18 protein-coding genes are annotated in these 19,835 nt (G+C 59.8%); 9 read left to right on the top strand and 9 right to left on the bottom strand.

Translation table 11 applies throughout. The annotated features are described in order from the left end of the window. Nucleotides 1–138: 138 nt before the first annotated feature. From COA55_RS10760 to COA55_RS10730, 7 genes are all read left to right on the top strand, one after another. Complete coding sequence (locus tag COA55_RS10760; RefSeq protein ID WP_290502143.1) at nucleotides 139–1,167, top strand: sensor histidine kinase; 1,029 nt, start codon at nucleotides 139–141, stop codon at nucleotides 1,165–1,167. A gap of 14 nt (nucleotides 1,168–1,181) precedes the next feature. Beyond that, the gene (locus tag COA55_RS10755; RefSeq protein ID WP_063519241.1) at nucleotides 1,182–1,922 is read left to right on the top strand and encodes a LytTR family DNA-binding domain-containing protein; all 741 of its coding nucleotides are present in this window, start codon (nucleotides 1,182–1,184) and stop codon (nucleotides 1,920–1,922) included. 106 nt (nucleotides 1,923–2,028) lie between these two features. Beyond that, nucleotides 2,029–2,340: a TRL-like family protein gene (locus tag COA55_RS10750; protein ID WP_063519242.1), complete on the top strand. Its 312-nt coding sequence runs from the start codon at nucleotides 2,029–2,031 to the stop codon at nucleotides 2,338–2,340. A 215-nt stretch (nucleotides 2,341–2,555) separates the two neighbouring features. Further along, nucleotides 2,556–3,488: a hydroxymethylbilane synthase gene (hemC, locus tag COA55_RS10745; protein WP_063519243.1), complete on the top strand. Its 933-nt coding sequence runs from the start codon at nucleotides 2,556–2,558 to the stop codon at nucleotides 3,486–3,488. 29 nt (nucleotides 3,489–3,517) lie between these two features. Beyond that, nucleotides 3,518–4,216, top strand: coding sequence for a uroporphyrinogen-III synthase (locus tag COA55_RS10740; protein ID WP_290502136.1), 699 nt, complete (start codon nucleotides 3,518–3,520; stop codon nucleotides 4,214–4,216). Between the two features lie 262 nt (nucleotides 4,217–4,478). After that, nucleotides 4,479–5,444: a uroporphyrinogen-III C-methyltransferase gene (locus COA55_RS10735; RefSeq protein WP_290502134.1), complete on the top strand. Its 966-nt coding sequence runs from the start codon at nucleotides 4,479–4,481 to the stop codon at nucleotides 5,442–5,444. Further along, nucleotides 5,441–6,673: a heme biosynthesis HemY N-terminal domain-containing protein gene (locus COA55_RS10730; RefSeq protein WP_063519246.1), complete on the top strand. Its 1,233-nt coding sequence runs from the start codon at nucleotides 5,441–5,443 to the stop codon at nucleotides 6,671–6,673. The genes COA55_RS10735 and COA55_RS10730 overlap by 4 nt, the downstream gene beginning before the upstream one ends. Before the next feature lie 201 nt (nucleotides 6,674–6,874). Here the strand turns inward: COA55_RS10730 and COA55_RS10725 are convergent, their stop codons facing one another. The 9 genes from COA55_RS10725 to COA55_RS10685 all read right to left on the bottom strand — a co-directional run bounded on the left by COA55_RS10725 (nucleotide 6,875) and on the right by COA55_RS10685 (nucleotide 17,930). Continuing rightward, entirely contained in the window at nucleotides 6,875–7,384 is a 510-nt protein-coding gene (locus tag COA55_RS10725; protein ID WP_290502131.1) for an ABC-type transport auxiliary lipoprotein family protein, read from the bottom strand. Then, complete coding sequence (pqiB, locus tag COA55_RS10720) at nucleotides 7,381–9,000, bottom strand: intermembrane transport protein PqiB (RefSeq protein WP_290502129.1); 1,620 nt, start codon at nucleotides 8,998–9,000, stop codon at nucleotides 7,381–7,383. Before pqiB ends, COA55_RS10725 begins: the two co-directional genes overlap by 4 nt. Further along, a complete protein-coding gene (locus tag COA55_RS10715) occupies nucleotides 8,997–10,316 on the bottom strand; it encodes a paraquat-inducible protein A (protein WP_290502128.1) in 1,320 nt (439 codons plus the stop codon). Before COA55_RS10715 ends, pqiB begins: the two co-directional genes overlap by 4 nt. Before the next feature lie 169 nt (nucleotides 10,317–10,485). Then, complete coding sequence (locus COA55_RS10710; RefSeq protein WP_290502126.1) at nucleotides 10,486–11,481, bottom strand: 2Fe-2S iron-sulfur cluster-binding protein; 996 nt, start codon at nucleotides 11,479–11,481, stop codon at nucleotides 10,486–10,488. 97 nt (nucleotides 11,482–11,578) lie between these two features. Continuing rightward, a complete protein-coding gene (locus tag COA55_RS10705; protein WP_063538119.1) occupies nucleotides 11,579–11,965 on the bottom strand; it encodes an MAPEG family protein in 387 nt (128 codons plus the stop codon). 258 nt (nucleotides 11,966–12,223) lie between these two features. Then, nucleotides 12,224–13,546 (bottom strand): DsbA family protein, encoded by a 1,323-nt coding sequence (locus COA55_RS10700; RefSeq protein ID WP_290502123.1) that lies wholly within the window; start codon nucleotides 13,544–13,546, stop codon nucleotides 12,224–12,226. A 288-nt stretch (nucleotides 13,547–13,834) separates the two neighbouring features. Then, the gene (locus COA55_RS10695) at nucleotides 13,835–14,986 is read right to left on the bottom strand and encodes an IS4 family transposase (protein ID WP_290502141.1); all 1,152 of its coding nucleotides are present in this window, start codon (nucleotides 14,984–14,986) and stop codon (nucleotides 13,835–13,837) included. Nucleotides 14,987–15,122: 136 nt separating this feature from the next. Further along, nucleotides 15,123–16,058: a metal-dependent hydrolase gene (locus COA55_RS10690; protein WP_290502122.1), complete on the bottom strand. Its 936-nt coding sequence runs from the start codon at nucleotides 16,056–16,058 to the stop codon at nucleotides 15,123–15,125. A 447-nt stretch (nucleotides 16,059–16,505) separates the two neighbouring features. Next, nucleotides 16,506–17,930: an aldehyde dehydrogenase family protein gene (locus COA55_RS10685; RefSeq protein ID WP_290502120.1), complete on the bottom strand. Its 1,425-nt coding sequence runs from the start codon at nucleotides 17,928–17,930 to the stop codon at nucleotides 16,506–16,508. 295 nt (nucleotides 17,931–18,225) lie between these two features. Here COA55_RS10685 and COA55_RS10680 point away from each other — a divergent pair, with 295 nt between their 5' ends. Continuing rightward, entirely contained in the window at nucleotides 18,226–19,026 is an 801-nt protein-coding gene (locus COA55_RS10680) for an IclR family transcriptional regulator (protein WP_290502118.1), read from the top strand. Between the two features lie 65 nt (nucleotides 19,027–19,091). Next, complete coding sequence (locus COA55_RS10675; protein ID WP_290502116.1) at nucleotides 19,092–19,523, top strand: PaaI family thioesterase; 432 nt, start codon at nucleotides 19,092–19,094, stop codon at nucleotides 19,521–19,523. Nucleotides 19,524–19,835: the final 312 nt, after the last annotated feature.

Below are 19,835 nucleotides of genomic sequence, written 5' to 3'. Positions count from 1 at the left end.
ATCGGGCCTCACTGATCTTGGAAAATTTGTAGTAGCGGTTTTTACCTGTATTCATAGGCGCAAATGCATATTAGCATGCGATTTGCTTCCTAAGACCCTAATTAATTGTTTTTCCGTATAAGGAGAGCATTCGTGGCCATGGATGTCCCGGCCAATAACAGTTTCCTGCCTGACCTGTGCAGCACTCGAGCCGTGCTGGTGGTGGTGGTGGTGGCTGAGTTGATGGCGTTGGTGGTGACGTTGGTGGCCACTTACTACGACGATTTCAGTGTCGGTCGGCTGGCGGTTACCTCTCTGTTCGTGCAGTGGGTGGGGCTGACGTCTGCGGCGCTGGTGTGCCAGCTGCGTAATCGACTGAACCTGTTGCCACCCGCCTGGACCTCTACCGCTGTGGTATTGCTGGTGGTGGTCGATACCCTGTTGTTCAGCGTTCTGGCCCGGCTGATCATGGCTTGGGTGAGCGGCGGCGCACTGGAAATGGGGCTGTGGTCTACAGAAATTCCGGTTAACGGCTTGATTGCGGCGATCATCGCCGGCCTGGTTATGCGCTATTTCTATGTGCAGGAGCAGTTGCGGCAAAAGGATCAGGCTGAGTTGCAGGCACGTATCCAGGCCCTGCAATCACGGATCCGCCCGCACTTTCTGTTCAATTCCATGAACATTATCGCCAGCCTTATCGCGGTGGACCCGGATGGGGCGGAGCAGGTGGTGGAGGACTTGTCGGTGCTGTTTCGCGCCAGCCTCAAGAACAGTGGAAACGAGGCCTCACTGGAAGAAGAACTGGAGCTGTGTCGGCGCTATATTCACATCGAGCAGCTGCGGATGGGGGAGCGTTTGCAGGTGGCATGGGATATCCAGGTAGACGCAAAATCCCTGAAGATTCCGTTATTAACCTTGCAACCCTTGCTTGAAAATGCCATTTATCATGGCATACAGCCATTATCTGCAGGGGGGATGGTGACGATTCGCGCCCTCGCGCACAATGGCAACCTGGTGCTGTCGGTGAGCAATCCCAAGCCGGAAGGCGACGGACATCACAAAGGCAACCGCATGGCGCTGGAAAATATACGTCACCGGCTGGAAGCCCTGTACGGTGACGAGGTGGCGGTGGAATCCCGCCCGGAACAAAAAGAATACGAGATCGAAATTCGATATCCGCTGCAATAAAAAGGATGGGACTTATGCGGGTACTTGTCTGCGATGACGAGCAATTGGCTCGGGACCGGCTCAAGAGGCTGGTCGATAAAATCGAGAATGCCGAGGTGGTGGCAGAGGCGGCCAATGGCCGTGAAGCCATCATTGAAGCCCAGTCCTGCAAGCCGGACGTGGTGCTGATGGATATCCGCATGCCGGAAATGGATGGCATGGAAGCGGCGGAGCATCTGGGCAAGATGGACAATCCGCCGGCCGTGATTTTCTGTACAGCCTATGACGAGCATGCCTTGCAGGCATTCCGGGTGCACGCGGTGGATTACCTGCTCAAGCCCGTCAATGCCGCCGACCTGACAACGGCACTAACCAAGGCGAAAACGCTTAACCGCGTGCAGCTGGCGGAAATCAGCGATGAGGTGAGCGAAGAAAAGCCCCGTCGTCGCGGCCATATCAGCGCCCGAACCCACCGGGGTCTGGAACTGGTGCCGGTGGAGGACGTGCGCTACTTCCTGGCCGATCAGAAATACGTGACCGTGTGTTTTAGCGAAGGCGAAGTGCTGATTGACGAAACCCTGAAAGAGCTGGAAACCGAATTCGGTGACCAGTTTGTGCGTATTCACCGCAATGCGTTGGTGGCACTCCGGTATATTGAGGGCATGGAGATGGCCACCGCCGGGCACCATCAGGTGCGTCTGCGCGGGGTGGATGAACGGTTGACCGTGAGCCGGCGCCATGTGGCGGGGCTGCGGCGGGTGCTGCAAAGCCTGTAACGGGGATCCGGGGTAATTAACAAGGCCCGGGCCGCATGCTAGCCTTGAGCTTGCTGCATTGAACGAAAAACGAACGCCAACGAATAACAAAAACAGGAACTCTGTGATGAAAAAAACACTCCTTCTTCTGGTCAGCGCGGTCGTGCTCAGCGGTTGTGCCAGCGCCACCATGCCGGTTACCGGCTTTCTGTATGGCAACGTGAAAGCGCCCATGGCGGCCACCGCCTCCTCGGAAAAGCCCACTCGCGTGGGGCGCGCCAGTGCCCGCTCCATTCTCGGTGTGGTTGCCTCCGGCGATGCCAGCATCCAGACCGCCGCCCGTAATGGCGGGATTACCGAAATTCACCATGTGGACTATGAATCCCAGAACTTCTTTGGGGTGCTGGCGGAATTTACCGTTGTCGTGTACGGCAATTAAGTTGAAAGTTTAAAGTTGAAACGCGGGCCTGCACCGGGTGGGGCCTGCTCTCGAAGCCGCGTCCAGACTATGGGCGCGGCTTCGACGTTTCTGAATCCGACTACTCTGCCCGCGCTTTTAAACTTTGAACTTTTCACTTTTAACTCCTCGTCTCGGCCCCCACGTGCCTTTGCTGTAGACTAAGTCCACTTTTTAACTGAACAACAGGATGCCCCATGTCCCGCGAAATCTTGCGTATCGCCACCCGTTCCAGCCCGCTGGCTATCTGGCAGGCCGAGTATGTTCAGCAGCGTCTGGAAAGCCTGCATGACGGGTTGGCGGTGGAGCTGGTGCGGATCAAGACCCAGGGGGACAAGATCCTCGACACCCCGCTGGCCAAGATCGGTGGCAAGGGGCTGTTCGTGAAGGAGCTGGAAGAGGCGATGATGGATGGGCGCGCGGATATTGCGGTGCACTCCATGAAGGATGTGCCCATGGAGCTGCCGGAAGGGTTTGCCCTGCCGGTGATCTGTGAGCGCGAAGATCCCCGGGATGCGTTTGTTTCCAGTACATTCGATAGCCTGTCGTCTTTGCCCCATGGCGCTTGCGTGGGCACCTCCAGCCTGCGCCGCCAGGCCCAGGTAAAAGCCAATCGCCCGGATCTGGTGGTGAAAAGCCTGCGCGGGAATGTGCAGACCCGGCTGGGCAAACTGGATGCCGGCGAATTTGACGCCATTATTCTGGCTGCCGCGGGCCTCAAACGCCTGGAAATGCACGATCGCATTCGCTACGAAATGCCTCCGGAAGAATCGCTGCCTGCCGTGGGGCAGGGCGCGGTGGGTATCGAATGCCGCGAAGAGGATGCGCGCACTATCGAGCTGTTGTCGCCGCTGAGCGATGTGGATACCTGGGATCGCGTGGTGGCTGAGCGTGCCATGAACCGCCGTCTGGAAGGGGGCTGCCAGGTCCCCATTGCGGGGTTTGCGTTGCTGGAGGATGGCCAATTGTGGCTGCGTGGCCTGGTGGCAGAGGAAGATGGCAGCCGGGTGCTGCGGGCGGAAGGCTCGGCTCCGCGCGCCCAGGGTGCCGAGTTGGGTATCGATATTGCCGAACAGCTGCTGGCCCAAGGCGCGGATGCCATTTTGCAGGCCTTGTACGCCCGCCAATGACCCGGCAAGGACGGCAGCAACAGGTCGTCGTGACCCGTCCCGCGGGCCAGCAGCAACGGCTGATGGCCCTGCTCACGGAGGCGGGCTACCAGCCTCTTCACCAGCCGGCGCTGGAAATAGAGCCGGTGCCGGTGGATGGCGCCATGCAACGCACCCTGATGGAACTGGATCGTTACCACGCGGTATTTTTTGCCAGCGTGAATGCCGCTCGGTTGGCCCTGTCGGCCATGGCGGACCTGTGGCCGCAGTGGCCCGTGGGTGTGCACTGGCTGGCGGTGGGTCGGGCCACGGCGGCGGAGTTGGCGTCCTGGCATCTACCTGCCACGGTGCCAGAGCATGGCTTCAATTCCGAAGCAGTGCTGGCGCTGCCCTGCCTGCAACAGCTGCAGGAGAAACAGGTTCTGATCTGTCGGGGCGACAGTGGCCGCGAGTTGCTGGCGCAGAGCCTGGAAGCGCGCGGTGCCCGTGTCGATGCGCTGGCCTTTTACCGGCGCCATGGGGCCAGCCACATCACCATTTCGGCGCAGGCTGATTGGGTGATGGTTACCAGCGTGCAAGGTTGGCAGGCGCTCCAGCCTGTGCTGCCCGCCGGTTGTGGCGTGGTGGCGGCTGGGGCGCGGGTGGCTGCTGCGGTGCAGGCCAATCATGCCGGCCCGGTGCGGGTGGCAGCCAGTGCCCATGACGATGACATGCTGGCGGCCTTGAACGCCGGTGGTAGCGATCGTTAAGGCGAGCGTCTTTCTTCTCCCCAGTGTCTTGGCTGCCTGCCGGCTTGGTCGGGCGCGTGATTTTCGGTCTGGCTATGCGTTCAGCGGTGAATAGTGATTACTCCATGGCGCGAAGAATTTTTTACCCGATCTAACCGTTAATGATTGGACAGCAATGGGCGCTCACTTTAAGGTTTTTGCAATGATATCGGGTATCGCCACACCGAGGGCGCAGGGGGTTCGAGACTCGCGCACGCCTCGCTATGACAACAACGGAGCTGACATGACGCAGGATCGTCTTTTTTCCCGCCAGGCCGGGGCAAGCCTTTTGACTGTGCTGCTGGTACTGGTGGTGCTGGCTGCACTCGGGGCGGCTGGCTGGTGGGGGTGGCAGGAGTTCACCCGGCTGAAGAGCGAAAAGAGCAGCCTGGCGGATCAAGTGACGACCGTGAAAGGTGAGTTGGCCAGCCAGCGCGCCCAGGTGCAGTCTGCCCTGTCCGGTCTGGAAAAAGAGCAGGCCAAACTGGCGGCGCAGATGACCAAGGACCGCGCCGCGCTGACCGACTTGAAAAGCGGCGGTCAGCGTTTGTGGCTGATCAACGAAGCGCGTGCCCTGGCCAGCCTGGCCAGCCAGCGTCTGTTGCTTACCCAGGATGCCCTGGCCGCGCGCCGCTTGTTGAAAGCGGCGGATGAAACACTGGCCCGCCTGGATGACCCCGCCGTGTTGCCGGCCCGCAAGGCACTGGCTCTGGACATGGAAACCCTCAGTGGGGCCAGCCAGGTGGACGTGCAGGGCATGGTGCTGCGCCTGGGGGCCTTGCGGGAGTTGGTCGCTGAGTTGGCGGTACCTGCAGAAGCGTCACCACCGGAGCGTGATACCCCGGATGTAGATCTGCCCTGGTGGCAAGATGTGCTGGACCGGATGCCGGTGACCGTGCGTCGCCACGAGGGTGCAGTGCCGCTGCCGTTGTCGGGTGAGCAGGCTTCGCTGGTGCGCCTGACATTGGATGGCAGCCTGCAGCAGGCTCAGCTGGCGCTGATGCAGGGCCGGGCGGAGGCCTATGGGCAAGCCGTTGAAAATGCTCGCAGTACCCTCGAACAATGGTTCCGGGACGATGATCCCCGTGCAGCACAAATGCAGGCAACCCTCAAGGAGATGGGGGGTGCCAGCGTGGCCCAGGCCCTGCCGCAAATCGGTAATGGCCTGGCGGCTATCGAAGCCTTGAAACGCAAGGAGGGCGGCGCATGAAGAAAGTCGTCCTGCTGGTTATTATCGCCCTGGTTGCCGCGCTGGCGCTGGGGCGCTGGATGGCAGCGGATTCCGGTTATGTGTTGATCATCCGGGACTCCGTGTCTGTGGATACCACCCTGGGGTTTGTGGTGCTGCTGGCCCTGCTTGGCGCGGTGGCGTTGGTGGTGCTGACCTTGCTGGGCAACGCGGCCTGGAATGCCATGGAGCCGGTGCGTGCCACCCGCCGCTGGAAAAAGGCAGTGGCGGAGCGTCGTTTGCGTAGTGGTTTCCTGCAGTTAGTGGATGGCGAACAGGAAAAGGCCGAGCGCTTGCTGGTGGCCGCCGGTGAAGACGGTGACTGGCCGCTGGTGGCCTGGTTGCTGGCGGCGGAAGCGGCCCAGGAGCAGGACAAGGTAGAGGCAACGCAGCATTATCTTGAACAGGCCAGCAGCGATCGTCGGGGACGTTTGGTGGCCGGCCTGATGAAAGCGCGCTTCGCCCTGGAAGACGGCTACCCGGAACAGGCTCGTAGCGAATTGAAGGTGCTGGCGGACATGGCGCCGCGCAACAAGCGTATTCTCAATACCTATGCCGAGGTACTGGAAAGCCAGAAGGACTGGCAGGTGCTGTGTGCCCTGATGCCGCGTTTGAAGCGGGCCTTTGGCGAGGCCAACCAGGGCCGTCGTGAGCGCCGGGCCTGGTTGGCCTGGTTGCAGGAAACCGCCCGCAAGCCTGGCTTCAACGATGCCGATAGTCGCCGAGATGAATTGCGCAAACTCTGGAAAGATGTGCCGGTACACCTGAAAAACGATCCGGCCATGGTGGCCCGCTATGCCGGTTTCCTGGCCCAGCTGGGCGGTGGCCGTGGAGCCTTGAATCTGGTCCGTGAGCAGTTGGATTCCCAGTGGGATGACCGCTTGCCGCCGGTGCTGGAAGCCATCGACGATATTCCCCCGGACGACCTGCTGCAGGTGCTGGAAAAGTGGCTGGTAGAACGACCGGGCAATGCGGCGGTGTTGATCACCGCTGGCCGTGTTGCGCTGAAAGCGCGTCTGTGGGGCAAGGCGCAGGGCTTTTTCGAGGCGGCGGCCAATTCAAGCCAGAGTGCCACGGCGCTGGCGGAACTGGCGCGCCTGTACCGGGCGCTGGGCGATTCCAGCAAGGCCATGTCTGCGTTTGACCGCCGTATGGCTCAGCTGGAAGGCAATCTGCCTGCCCTGCCGTTGCCAGATAAGAGCGTGCCGTAAGCGAGTTATTTGGGCGCGTGCGATGCGATACCGCCACTAAGGGCACTCCCTGTAGGTCTGATTAGCCTGAAGGCGTAATCTGACATAAAGCGTTACCGCTACGGTTCAGCGGGATGTCGGCTTACGGCTACGCCCTAAGTCGACCTACAAAGCAGGCCCCTTCGAGGGGTTGGTTGTGGGCTCCAGGCTCGCTCCCACGATTCAATCCATGGCGGTGGCAATCTCTGCCGCCACTGCCTGCCAACCCTGATCCAGCGTTCTTACCAGATTCGCATAGCCGCCGTTGGCCAGCGCGGCTTCCCACTGAATGCGCCCCTGGGCAACCTCTCCGTTGTTTCCAGTCAGTGCCCAGCGACCGGTGATGACGGCGGAATCCCTGTCTTTGCCTTGCAGGCCCTGAAAGCGGGTCAGCTCCACGGTGAGCGTCTTGTTGTCTCCGCTGGGCATGTGGGTTTCCAGGGAGCGTTGTAATTGCGTGGCCAGCGGTTCGGCCCAGCGATGGTGGCGGCCCACCTGTATCTCGCTGTCACTGAGTTGCATGACAATGCCGCCCCGGTTCAGGTAACTGGCCAGCTGTACCTTGATGGTTAGCGGTGAATGCGCGGCCCCGGTGGCAGACGGCAGCAGGTAGCCCGGCGGTGACGTGGCGGGGGCGTGGCTACAGCCCCACAGGCCGGCGAGAAGGGCGGCGATGGCTAACAGGCGGATCATTGTGCACCTCGGGGTTGGGTGTCGGTGGCCGGGTGGCGCTGGAAGATCAGCGCGTTGGGCTGTTCATTCAAGGTGTCGAGTAATGGCTCGGCGTCATCCAGCAGGCGATTGAGTTTCTGCAGGGTGCCTTGCAGTTCCCGGTAGCCATCGCCGCCAGCCTGCCAGCCCTGCAGGGTGCTTTCCAGCGCATTCAGGTTGTCGGAAATCTGCTGGGGCAGCGCATTGAGAGCGGGGTCATCCAGCAGGTTTTCGATGCGGCCGGTCACGCCGGACAGGTGTTTCAGATTGCTGTTGAGGTTGTTGGCCATGTCCTGCATGGGAAGCCCATTGAGGGTTTTCAGCAGGGCGTGGAGTTGATCTTCCAGTTTGCTCAGGCCGCCGCTGCCCACGGAGGGAAGGACGGGTACGGAGCGGTAGGTGAGCGAGGCATCAGTTGCCGGGGCGTTGTTGTGAAACTCGAGGTCAACAAACAGGGAGCCGGTCAGCAGATTGCCGGCTTTCAGGCTGGCGCGCAGGCCGTTTTCCACCATCTGGCTGATTTCACTTTTCCATGAGGGCAATGCAATCGTGGATTGATGGGTGACCCGTTGTGGTTCCAGGCGGATCAGTACCGGAATCGGGCTGTCGGTCATGGCGTTGGGGCCTTCGGTGCCAAAGGCCCAGGGGACTTGCTCCACCGTGCCGATGCGGATGCCGCGGTATTCGACGGGTGCCCCGGCTTGCAGGCCGCGCACGCTGCGTTCAACCAGCAGCACATAATCCAGTGTCTGGGTGTAGAGAGCCCGCTTGGCGCTTTCCTGGTTGTCATGCAGCACGAACTGGTGGTCGTCTTCCACGGGGGCGCCGGTGCTCATATTGGGATCGGGCACGGAGAAGGAAATGCCACCGCCAAGCAGGGCTTCCAGTGAGCTGAGTTGCGCCTGGAAGCCGCGGGCATCCAGCTGGAAGCCGATGCCGGAGACTTTCCAGAAGCGGCTGCTGTCGCTGACCAGTACATCATAGGGTTTTTCAATGAACAGGCGGTGGCGAAACAGTTCGGCATCGGGGTCAAAGGTGGTGTCTACCACGCGGCCGACTTTCAGGCTGCGGAAACTCACCGGGTCGCCGTTATTGATGTTGGTGCCTGGCTCGCTGATCAGTTTCAGGAACAGTCCGTCCCCGGTTTTCTCCGGCGGTGGCGAATTTTTTACGGTAAAGGTTTTGGCCTTCTTGCTGCTGTTGCCGGGTAGTAATTCGATATAGGCACCGGACAGGACGGTGCTCAAGCCGCTGACTCCCTCACGCCCGACCCGGGGTTTTACCACCCAGAATTGTGTGTCGCTGTTGAGCATGCGTTCAGTGTCGGCCTGCATTTGCACGCTGAGCAGGGTGTGGCTCAAGTCTTCGGACAGGCTGACGCTTTCCACCACTCCCACTTGCACATTGCGCATCTTGACGGCGGTTTTGCCGGCGTTGATGCCTTCCGCATCTTCCAGTTCCAGGGTAATGACCGGGCCCTGGCTGGAGAGGTAGCTGAACACCAGCCACAGGCCGATCAGTGCGGCCAGCAATGGAATCAGCCAGACGGCAGATAACCGCGGGCGGCGATGTGACGGTGGCGAATCGGCCTGGTTCAAGAGGGTTTCTCCGGTTCAAGTGTCGGTGGCTGGCGTTGTTCTGCGCGCTGTTTTGAATCTTGCAGTAGCTGTTGTTGCCGGTCCCAGATCAGGCGGGGATCAAACTGGTGTGCTGCGAGCATGGTAAAAATCACCACGGCGGAAAAGGCCAGCCCACCGACACCGGGGGTAACAGTAAGAATATTGCCCATCTGAAACAGGGCCACAATGATGGCCACCACAAAGACGTCGATCATGGACCAGCGGCCAATCCACTCGGTGAGCCGATAGAGCTTCATCTGGCTGGTCATGTCCAGAGGCTGTCGCTGGCGGGCGGCGATGCAGAGCCAGCCAAGGGCGAGGATCTTGCCGAAGGGCACCAGCACGCTGGCGGTGAAAATGATCAGGGCGATGGGCCAGTCGCCGTGGCGCAGAAACAGCATGACCCCGGCAATGATGGTGGAGGGCTCGGTCTTGCCCAGGCTGGTAGTGATCATGATTGGGAACAGGTGCGCCGGAAAGCAGCAGAGAATGGCGGTGACCAGCAATGCCCAGACCCGCTGCAGGCTGAAGGGGTGACGCTCGTGGAGAAAACTGTGGCAGTGGTGGCAGCGGTGGGATTGTCCCAAGGGCTGCAGCTGCCCGCACCATTGGCAGCCAATCAGGCCCTGGCGCTGGGCGGTGTCGCCGGCTTGTGCCTGCGCTGGCTGTTGCAGGTCGCCGAGCAGCCGCTGCCACAGGCCGATGGTGTTCATGCGGGTGACGGTGATTAGCAGGATCAGGGCGAAACCGGAAAAGGTCCAGAAGGCGGACAGCAGTTGGATATGGGCCATGGCGATGATTTTCACCAGGCTGACCAGCGCGGCGATGGCAAAGACATCGGCCATCATCCAGGGCTGCATGCGGGGTAACCAGCGGGCCAGAAACAGGCTGCCGGGCAGGGGCCCGGGGCTGGCCAGGCTCATATGAATCCAGCACACCGACAACAGATACAGCGCCGGGATCACAATGATGGTGGCGATCACGATAACGGCCAGGGCCGGGTGGTGGTAAATCGCCAGCTCATAGGCCGCGTCGGTGACGGTCATGGCCCGCTCGATGCCATTTTTCTCGAAGCCCAGATAGGGAAACAGTAAAGACAGGGTCAGCAGCAGCAGGGCGGTAAAGGCCAGGGCAGGGGTGAGCTGGTCGTTTTGTGCCGGGCGCATCAGCGGGTGCTGGCAGCGGGGGCACTGCAGCCACTGGCCATCCTTGCCGGGGCTCACGGCCGACACCAGATCACATTCGTGACAGGGTAGTAAAAACGTTTGGCTCGTGTTGTTCGCGTCCTGCGCCATGGCAGCCATTCCGATCCGTGAAGGCCCATTAGAGCAGTTGCAAGGGCGGTGTCACAAGCTCCGACAGCAACCGCAAAATTCAATGTGGGAGCGTGCTTGCACGCGAAGAGCTGGGCTGTCGGGTCGCAGCCCCTTCTTCGCTTGCAAGCACGCTCCTACACGACGGCTTTCAGTCCCGTGGGGCGTAGTCAAACACGTCGCAGTGAATGTTGCCGGCGGGAACGCCTTCAGCCACCAGTGCATCGAACACCGCCCAGGCCATGGGCGGGGAACCGCCCAGAAAGAACAGGGGCAGGTCGGGTTCGCTGAGCGCTTCCAGTGCGGCTTCATGGACCAGCCCTTCGGCGTGGTCCGGGTGGCGGATGTCCGACAGGGAGGTGATGAAATCGAAGTCGGCCAGGGCACCCTGCCATTGGGCCGGCAGGTGGGGCAGATACAGGTCTGCGTCGGTGCGTGCGCCCCAGAACAGCCGCACTGGCTGAGTGAAATTCAGGGTGATCAGACGTTCGATCATGGCTTTTACCGGTGCAAAACCGGTGGAGCCACAGATGAACCACACGGGCTGGTCCGGTGCGCTGTCGATAAACCGCAGGCCGGCGGGCAGGGTGGTGCTCACGGTGCTGTCTGCCTGCAGGCTGGCCATAATGTCCTGGGCGGCGCTGTTGTCATCACCATGGCGGATGTGCAATTCAATATCGCGGCCATCGCAATGGTTGGCGATGGAAAAGGGGTAGCTTTCGCCGTGCAGGTTCAGCATCAGATACTGGCCTGCATGCCACTGGATTTTCTTGCCGGCGGGCAGGCGCAGCCAGACCCGGCTGACGTCGTGGTTGAGCGCGTCGATCTGCTGGATCTGGCAATGAATCTGGTGGACCGGCAATTCACCGGGCGCGGTTACCTCGGGCACATCTATCTCGCAATCGCTGAGTGGCAGAGCGACGCAGTATAACACCTGGGAGCTGCTGGCATCGCCCGCGTGAATGGTGCGGTTTTTCTGTTGCACCTGTCCATGACTAAGGCGACCGATGCAGCGCTCACACACGCCATTGCGGCAGGCCACAGGGAATCCGAAACCGGCCTGCTGGCCGGCGTCGACGATGGACTGGTCGGTGCGGCAGGGGAAATGGCCCTTGCCGTTGACGGTGATGGTGAAGGTCCGGGGCATGGAAACGTTACGAGTATCGAGAAGCGAAAATCTACAATCGCGGTTGCCGGTTGTGGTTTTGCCTTTCGAAACTCAATACTCGTAACTCGCCACTGCTTTAACTGCCTGCGCCCACGAATAGCGCCACGATACAACCCATGCCAAAGGCCCAGACCAGAGTGCGGGCGCTGGCCCAGTCCGCCACATAGCAGACGGTGAAGAGAATGCGGCTGGCGACGAACGCCAGGGCGATACCATCAATGGTGCCCTGCGGAGACGTGGCAGCCAGGTGGGCGATGATCACTGCCGCTGCAAAAGCCGGGGTGACTTCAAAACCATTCTGCTGCGCCCAGTGGGCGCGTTTGCGACTCCCTTCCAGAGTTTCCAGAAACTCGCGGGGGTTGTGATTTTGTTTGGGGCCGAACCCGCCCTGAAACTTGGCGAAGCCGGTGGACAGGTAGGGCAGGAAGATGGCGGCAAGCACGCACCAGTAAGCAATCGTCATGAAGGTTTCTCCTTGGTTTTTAATGTTATGGGGCTGGGAGGCAGAGTCAGGATTAGTTGAAAGTTCAAAGTTTAAAGTTGAAACGCGAAGAGAGGCCCTGGCAATTTCCAGTTCTGGTGCCTCGCGCTTCACGGTTAAGGTTCGCGGGCAGGGCATTTAAGTTCTCGATAAACCCTTCCCGCGCTTTTCAACTTTAAACTTTGAACTTTCAACTCGATCTTGTCGTCGCGGCCACCAAACCCGCTTCGGCTGACTATCTTAATCGCCGTCGCTCTCGTGTGATGCCGAGGCTAGCAGCCTCTGCTCGATGATCGCAAAACGATCCTGGCCCCAAGTCATGTCATCTTGAGTCATAAAGCTCGGTACCCCCCAGCTGCCGGCTTCCATCATGGCGTCGCGGTTGGCTTCGGCTCGTTCGCGCCAATCGTCGTCGTCCAGCCAGCGGCGGGCCCGGTTCCAGTCCAGGCCGGCGTTTTCCACCAGAAATTTCAGGCCATTATCGCTGGCGGCGTTAATTCCCTGGCTCCAGATGCCGGTGGCGGCGGCGCGCAGCCATTCGCGCAGGCGGCCTTCTTTTTCGGCAAAGGGCCAGATCGCCATGCAGCGCTCCACGCCGGCGCCCACCGGGTCGCAGACCTTGCCGAACGGCACTGCGTGCAGGCGGGCTTCCCGGGCGGCGTCCTTGAGGATGTAGAAACGCTTGGCTTTGGGGACCGTGAGCCCGCGCATGACCATGGGCAGCACTGGGCGGATTTTCAGGTCCAGCCCGTAGTGGTCCGCCAGCGCATAGGTGCGCGCCAGGGCGATGTAGGAATAGGGGCTGCGAAAGGAAAAATACAGCGCCAGCGGGGTGCCTGTGAGGGCTTCCGGGGTGTCTTTCAGGCGGGCCCGTTTGGCGCGGCCGTAGGGTAGCGGCCAGTCGGCGCCGCCCAGTCCCAGCTCGTTGAGGCGGTGGCCCAGATGATCCAGCCGCTCCACGCTCCAATACCATTCGCCGGCGTAGTGCAGGGTGCCAGTGAGGTAGTGGCCGTCCTTCAGAAATTGGTCCCGGCGGGCTTCCAGTGCCAGCTGGGCCCGATCGGCGGCCTGTTGGCCGTGCTCGCTGAGCAGGGCTTCCAGTTTGTCGTGATCATCGCGCCACAGGGCATCGGCCAGGGCAGCGGCCAGGCTCCAGAAGCGCTCGTCGCCTTCGTGTTTCAGCAGGCAGCGGGTGGCGGCCAGGCTGACTTCACGGGGCGGCAGCTGCCAGTCTTCGGGAAAATCCAGCCCGTGCAGATTGGCCAGCTTGACCGCGTCACGGGGGGCGAGCTCCGCGAGCATGTCGGCGGCGGGGTACATCTGCTGGTCCAGATACAGCATCACCCGGGGGGTGACGGTGATGCCGAAGTGACGGGCAAGGCGCGGCATTACCTGTGCCATCAGCACCGAGTAAGGGTCATCAATGCGGAAGTAGAAGGTGGCCTGGTGGGGCTGCCGGCGCAATATGCGGCGCCACTCCAATAGTCTGCGGCGTAACTGTTGCAGGCCTTCACTGGTGATCAGGCGGGCAAACAGGGGCATTAGCTTGTGTTTGAGGCTCATGCGAATGATGGCTCCTTTGGCATGGCGCATTGTTAGCCAGACTGTCGACTATAGCCTAAGCCATCCAGACGTTTCCGTGAAAAGGGGTAAAACGCTGGATGCCTGATGCCGGACGGTAAAGACAAACCCGTGCTGAGATCGCTTGTGTGGCGCTCGTTTGCACGAGAATGTGTTCGTTGTGGCACGCGAGGGTGTTGTTTCGCGTCAGGCATCAAGCGTTATGCGTCCAGCGCCGTAGCAACAAAAAAGGCGACCTCCTGGGTCACTGCTGTCCCACAGTTGGCAGCCTCATAAAGCGAACCTCATTTGAGGTTCGCTTTTTTTGTGCCTGTCAGGCTCAGGATGAAGGATGTCTTTCAGGCTTCGGCGATCAAATAGATTGAGTTGCAGCACGCGCATGATCCTCTGAACAGACCACCCTTCTCTGGCACTATGGCGAGCAAAGGCCACTAGCAGGTAGGTAATCATAGCGATCCAGATTTGGCTGAGTACAGCATTGCGAGAGGTGCCCACAAAGGCTTTGATCTGCAGGTTCTGCTTGATCGTCTTGAAGAAGATCTCGATCCGCCAACGATCTTTGTAAATCGCCGCGATGGTGGCGGCAGATAGCCCGAAGTGGTTGGTAATGAACACGTAGCGCTTGCCGCTTTCTTTGTCGTAATAACCCACTCTCCGCAGCCGTGGAGCCCCACGCTTTAAGGCATGAGCACTATTTAACTGGATGATCTGGTCGCTGGTGACGCCCTGGCTTTTGTCGCATTCCTTGCGCTCCAGTACTTGATAGATGGAGTTCGGACGCAAGCGTGTCACGAAGAAAACCCCATTATCTGTCAGTGACTTATACCACCCGTAATCCACATACCCCTTATCAAAGGCGACGATGCTGCCTTTGGGGAAGCGAAATTCACGCCCTTTCACGAGGTCGTTCTCGTTGCCATCGCTCAGTGCAACGAACTCCGGCACATGGGTGCCATGGTTGAGTCCGACACTCAGCTTCACGTTGCAGGTATCCGGCCGGTGGGCAGCCCAGGGAAACAGCTTGAGGGACAGGTTGATGGCACTCGCATCCAGTGAGTAGAGAGGGTTCTTGAAGCGGAACTTATGGGAGCTGGGGCTATTTCTGCAGCGCTGGAGCAGCTTGTAGAACAGCGCTTCGTAGAGCTCCGCCGGCTGCTTCTCATTGAGCCTTGCCAAGGTAGAACGGGCAACGGGTTTGGCGCCAAGGTGGAAAAGCTTATGCTTTTGGCTCTCCAGGTTCGACTGGATATCGCGCAGGCTCTGACGGCCGGAAAGCTGAGACATGGCCATGCCAATGAATTGATCCCAGCGCGTGGCGGATCTCAGTTTTTGCCCGTGATGATGCTCTTTGGCCAGCCTCTCAAAATCATGTCTCGAAACCGGTTTGAGCAGTTGGTGAAAGGCGGTGTTATGATGTGACAAAGCCTGAACCTCCCTGATCACAATGTTTTCCTCGCAGAATCATTGTAACCAGTTCGGTTCAGGCTTTTTCATTTGTCCCTCAACTGTGGGACAGCAGTGTGCGAGAAGCAGCCTTTTTTATGGAAGGGAAAGAAACTCAGTGAGTTTTTTTGCCCTTTCGCTGGCTGGCCTGGGCATGTTGCTCGGTGAGCATGCCATCGGCGCCGAACAGTTTTTCGCGCCATTCGTCCAGCAGGGCGTCGGTGTCGTGCTGGGAAGGGTGGAAATCCCGCTTGAAGAAATCCAGGTACTGGGGCGCCAGTTTGGTGAATAACCCCTTGCGGCCGAACAGGAATTTCATGCCCTGCCAGTTGTTTTTCAGATCAAACAGGCGGCCGTCTGAGGCCAGCATGCGGGCCTGGAACACGGCCAGTACGGCAAAGAAAATCACGGTGGTGGGGACCATGGCTCCCGCACGAATGGCGTAGCTGCCGCTGACTTTTTCATAGACGTCGTAGGCCACGGTCTTGTGTTCGTTTTCTTCCAGAGCGTGCCACAGCCACAGTTTTGCGGTGGCTTCATCGAGGATTTTTTCCTGGTGTTCACTTTCGCGCAGCAGTTGCTCGGCAATGATCGCAGTGTAATGCTCGAGACACACGGTGGCGGCGAGCTGGAAGATCTTGGGGGTGCGTTTTTGCACCAGGCCCAGCAGTTTGCCCAATGACTTGTCCAGCTTGTCAGTGGGGTAGCCGAATTTCACGCCCATTTCGTTCCAGGCTTCGTGTTCTTTACTGTGCATGGCTTCCTGACCAATAAAGCCTGCCACCTGGGCTTTCAATTTGCCGTCGGTGATGTCTTTACGGTAATGGCGTACGGAATCCACGAAAAAGGCTTCGCCTTCCGGAAACAGGGCAGACAGGCTCAGCCAGAATGCGCTCAGGAAGGGGTCGTTGTCATAGAAATAGCGCGCCGTAGTCTTGTCATCGAACTGGAAATCCAGACGACGGGGCGGAATATTGACGGTGGCGCCCAACGGGACTTTCTGGGCCTTTGCCTGGCCGGACTCAATGGTGGTGGATGCTGTTGTTGTCATGGTGTCCTCCTGATCCTGGGCGGCAAGGTCGCCGCTAAATGTCATACTGTGACATTGCCTGATGTCATCGATAGTCAGGGTTGCGGCGGATCAGGTAAATGGCAATTTCGCGCCCCGGGCGGGGCTAGGGAGCCAATCAGCCATGCTTTGCATGCTCAGCGTGGCCTGAAGTGTGCAGCTGTTGAGTCTTATCTCGACGGACAGGGTGGTTTCCTGTCCTAGAGAGGAGGCGCAGCAGATGCGCGCTTCAGGCCTCGCCCTTCGGGGCTTTCAGGCTGGCCCACACTCGTTGTTGCACTTTCTAGACAGGCAACCAGCATGCCTTCAAAAGTGCGCCTAGATTGTGGACAAGCCTGAAAGCCTGAGCATGCAAAGCATGGCTGATTGGCTCCCCTGTGCCAGTACACAAAACAAGGTTTTTTGTGTCCGGTTATGACAGAGGGGAAATTACCCCGGCAGGAACAGGGATTTGGTTTCCAGGAACTCCTCAAAGCCGAAGCGGCCCCATTCCCGGCCAATCCCGGATTGTTTGTAGCCCCCAAAGGCAGCCTGTACATCCGGGCCGGCCCCATTGATATGGACATTGCCGGTACGCAGGCGATTGGCCACCTGGCGCGCCTGGGCATCATCCCCGAACACGTAGCCGGACAGGCCATACTCGGAGTCGTTGGCAATCGAGACCGCATTGTCCACGGTGTCGTAGGGGATCATCACCAGCACCGGCCCGAAGATTTCTTCCCGGGCGATGGTCATCTGATTGTTCACTTCACTGAATACCGTGGGGCGGGCGAAGTAGCCTTTATCGATGCCCGCGGGCTTACCGGTCCCGCCGGCAACCAGTTTGGCGCCTTCTTCCTGGCCTTTCTCAATCATGGCCTGTACGCGTTGGTATTGGCGGCCATTGGCGATGGGGCCCATCACTGTGGCGCTATCGGCGGGGTCTCCGACGACTACACTGTCGCAGACTTGCGCGGCAATGCGTTCCGCTTCGGCCAGTTGGTCTGCAGGAACCAGCATGCGCGATGGCGCATTACAGCTCTGCCCGGTGTTATTCATCATCGCCCGCACCCCGTGGGTGACGGCCTGCTCCAGATCGCAGCCTGGCAGCAGGATATTGGCGGACTTGCCGCCCAGCTCCAGCGACACGCGTTTAATGGTGCTGGCTGCTTCCCGGCTTACCGATTCCCCGGCGCGGGTGGAGCCGGTGAGAGACACCACATCAATGCGCGGGTCGCTGGATAGCAAGGGGCCTACGGCCGCGCCATCGCCATACACCATATTGAAGACCCCGGCGGGGACTCCCGCTTCGTCGATAATCCGTGCCAGCAAATTGGCAGACAGCGGGGCGAATTCGCTGGGCTTGAGCACCATGGTGCAGCCAGCGGCCATGGCGGGCGCGACCTTGCACATGACCTGGTTCATGGGCCAGTTCCAGGGCGTGATCAGGGCGCAGACACCGGCCGCTTCACGGCGGATCAGTGACTGCCCTGCGGTTTCTTCAAACGGAAATTCCCGGGCGATGCCCAGAGCGGTTTTTAAATGGGCCAGACCCATGGGGGCCTGCACCTTGCTGGCCAGGGAGATGGGGGCCCCCATTTCCTGGCTGATGGCCTCGGCCATTTCCGGTAGATGGGCCTGGTAGGCTTCGAGCATTTTTTCCATATAGCCCAGTCGCTCTTCCAGTGTCAGAGCGGACCAGGTGGGGAAGGCCTGGTGGGCGGCGTCGATTGCCGCATCAATGTCGGCAGCCTGTGCCAGCGGCAAGGTGGCAATCTGTTCTTCATTGGCGGGGTTGATAACGGCGTGGGTGGTGGCTCCCGGCGCGGGAGAAACCCAGCTGCCGTTGATGTAGAACTGCTGCAGCGTATCCATGGAATCGTCCTTTTATCGGTCTTCCATTGTGTGTGGTGGGTCAACATTACAATAATGGAACGTAATTTTAAAATATTGACCGCTGTGGCCAAAGCGTGACATGGTAAATGTGATTGCCGTGTCCGCACCCCATTGTGCGTGAGTAAGGGGGAGTCGGGCTATGGCAGGTTTAGGCAGGCGAAACGCTTTTTGTTATATTTGCGCCCCTAATACATAACTATAAATGGAATCGATGTCCGGTTGCCCGTGACAGCTGATTCCAGCCATCCCGAAGCCTGATACAGGAACGAGAAGAATGCGTAGAGCTGTTGCCGACCTCGGCGCCAATGATAAAGACCGTAATTTCGTCACGGCCCTCGCAAGGGGGCTGGATATTCTTCGTTGCTTTGGGCCTTCTGATGAATACCTGGGCAATGCGGAGCTGGCCAAGCGCACCAGCATTCCCCGCCCCACTGTATCGCGGATGACGGCGACCCTGACGCAGCTGGGTTACCTGCGTTATGTGCCGCAGCTGGAAAAATACCGGTTGGGGCCGGGGGTGCTGGATCTAGGTTACCGCTATCTGGCCAGTGAAGGGGTTCGGGACCTGGCCCGTCCTTATATGCAGGAGCTGGCGGATTCCACCGACTGTATGGTGGCCATTGGCGCGCCGGATGGTGCCCAGGTGACGTACATTCAGGTATGTCAGGGCGGTGGTCCGCTGGTGTTGCGTCTGGATATCGGCTCGCGGGTGCCCATGGCCACGTCAGCACTGGGGCGGGCCTTTCTGGCCGCCACTCCGGTTGCCGAGCGGGAAATGTACTACGAGCAGATTCGCCAGCAGGACCCGGCCGCCTGGCCCGCGCTGGAGCGCAGCCTGCAGAATGCCTATGACGAATATGAACAATACGGGTTCTGTACCTCTGACGGGGAATGGAACCGGGATGTCAGTGGCGTGGCTGTGCCCCTGATTCTGGATGGCGGCGCCCAGGTGGTGCCGTTTAACTGCGGAGGTTCATCGCTTCGCTTAAGCCGCAGAACGCTGCTGGAAAACCTGGGCCCGCGCCTGAAAGACGTGGTCGGCCAGGTTGCACAGATGGTACAGGGCCGCGCCTGAACCGCTGGGCCAGCAGTATCGGGCACAGGCCAGACGAGCAATGAGCGAACAATGAGTGCGAGAGTATGAGTGCAGTTCCGCCCTCCAACGGGTTTTCCCTGGCTGATGCCAATACCCGTTTCGACATGGGATTCCCCTCTCTGGTGGGGTTCCACTTTCTGGAATGGGAGGCAGGCCGGGCGGTGCTGGGCTTGCAGATCGAAACCCGGCATCTGAATCTTGGTGGGGTGATTCATGGTGGGGTGCTGGCCACCCTGATGGATGTGGCCGGGGCCTGTGCCGGTACCTGGACCCTGGATCCCACCCACATCCGCAAGGCGGTCACCCTGTCCATGACCACTACCTTTACCGGTCAGGCCAGTGAAGGCTTGATTCGTGCCGTGGGTACCCGCCGTGCCGGTGGCACCCGGATCTACAACAGCACCATGGAAGTGTTCGATGCAAAGGACACGCTGCTGGCCCTCGGCGAAGCCACCTTCCGCTTACGCAGCGAGTAATTTCCTGCCGCGTTATCCCTTTTGTTTCGTAAGTCGGATTAGCCGAGTAGCGGCGTAATCCGACATTCGTCTGTATTTTTCAAACACACTAACGGCTGGCCACGTGGGTGGGCTGCTGTGCGTCCCAGCCACCACCCAGTGCGCGGTAAAGCTCTGTCTCGTTGCTCAGCTGCTGCAGTTTCAGGGTTACCAGTTGCTGGCGGGCGGAGAGCAGCGTGCGTTGGGCGTCCAGTACGGCCGAGTCTGGACATCAAATGGATTATAAGGCAAAGAAGCAATGGCAAAAGGACCACAGGAAAGCCAGGAATAAAT

The organism is Alcanivorax sp. (genome assembly GCF_002733835.1).
In the GTDB taxonomy this organism is placed as follows: Bacteria; Pseudomonadota; Gammaproteobacteria; order Pseudomonadales; family Alcanivoracaceae; genus Alcanivorax.
This window is presented reverse-complemented; position numbering and strand designations above follow the sequence as displayed.

Excerpts from the sequence above, each read along its gene's own strand:
- hemC (WP_063519243.1), top strand. The coding sequence starts at position 2,556 with ATGTCCCGCGAAATCTTGCGTATCGCCACCCGTTCCAGCCCGCTGGCT.
- COA55_RS10715 (WP_290502128.1), bottom strand. The coding sequence starts at position 10,316 with ATGGCGCAGGACGCGAACAACACGAGCCAAACGTTTTTACTACCCTGT.
- COA55_RS10750 (WP_063519242.1), top strand. The coding sequence starts at position 2,029 with ATGAAAAAAACACTCCTTCTTCTGGTCAGCGCGGTCGTGCTCAGCGGT.
- COA55_RS10685 (WP_290502120.1), bottom strand. The coding sequence starts at position 17,930 with ATGGATACGCTGCAGCAGTTCTACATCAACGGCAGCTGGGTTTCTCCC.
- COA55_RS10730 (WP_063519246.1), top strand. The coding sequence starts at position 5,441 with ATGAAGAAAGTCGTCCTGCTGGTTATTATCGCCCTGGTTGCCGCGCTG.
- COA55_RS10690 (WP_290502122.1), bottom strand. The coding sequence starts at position 16,058 with ATGACAACAACAGCATCCACCACCATTGAGTCCGGCCAGGCAAAGGCC.
- COA55_RS10680 (WP_290502118.1), top strand. The coding sequence starts at position 18,226 with ATGCGTAGAGCTGTTGCCGACCTCGGCGCCAATGATAAAGACCGTAAT.
- COA55_RS10735 (WP_290502134.1), top strand. The coding sequence starts at position 4,479 with ATGACGCAGGATCGTCTTTTTTCCCGCCAGGCCGGGGCAAGCCTTTTG.
- COA55_RS10755 (WP_063519241.1), top strand. The coding sequence starts at position 1,182 with ATGCGGGTACTTGTCTGCGATGACGAGCAATTGGCTCGGGACCGGCTC.
- COA55_RS10705 (WP_063538119.1), bottom strand. The coding sequence starts at position 11,965 with ATGACGATTGCTTACTGGTGCGTGCTTGCCGCCATCTTCCTGCCCTAC.
- COA55_RS10725 (WP_290502131.1), bottom strand. The coding sequence starts at position 7,384 with ATGATCCGCCTGTTAGCCATCGCCGCCCTTCTCGCCGGCCTGTGGGGC.
- COA55_RS10760 (WP_290502143.1), top strand. The coding sequence starts at position 139 with ATGGATGTCCCGGCCAATAACAGTTTCCTGCCTGACCTGTGCAGCACT.
- COA55_RS10675 (WP_290502116.1), top strand. The coding sequence starts at position 19,092 with ATGAGTGCAGTTCCGCCCTCCAACGGGTTTTCCCTGGCTGATGCCAAT.
- COA55_RS10710 (WP_290502126.1), bottom strand. The coding sequence starts at position 11,481 with ATGCCCCGGACCTTCACCATCACCGTCAACGGCAAGGGCCATTTCCCC.
- COA55_RS10700 (WP_290502123.1), bottom strand. The coding sequence starts at position 13,546 with ATGAGCCTCAAACACAAGCTAATGCCCCTGTTTGCCCGCCTGATCACC.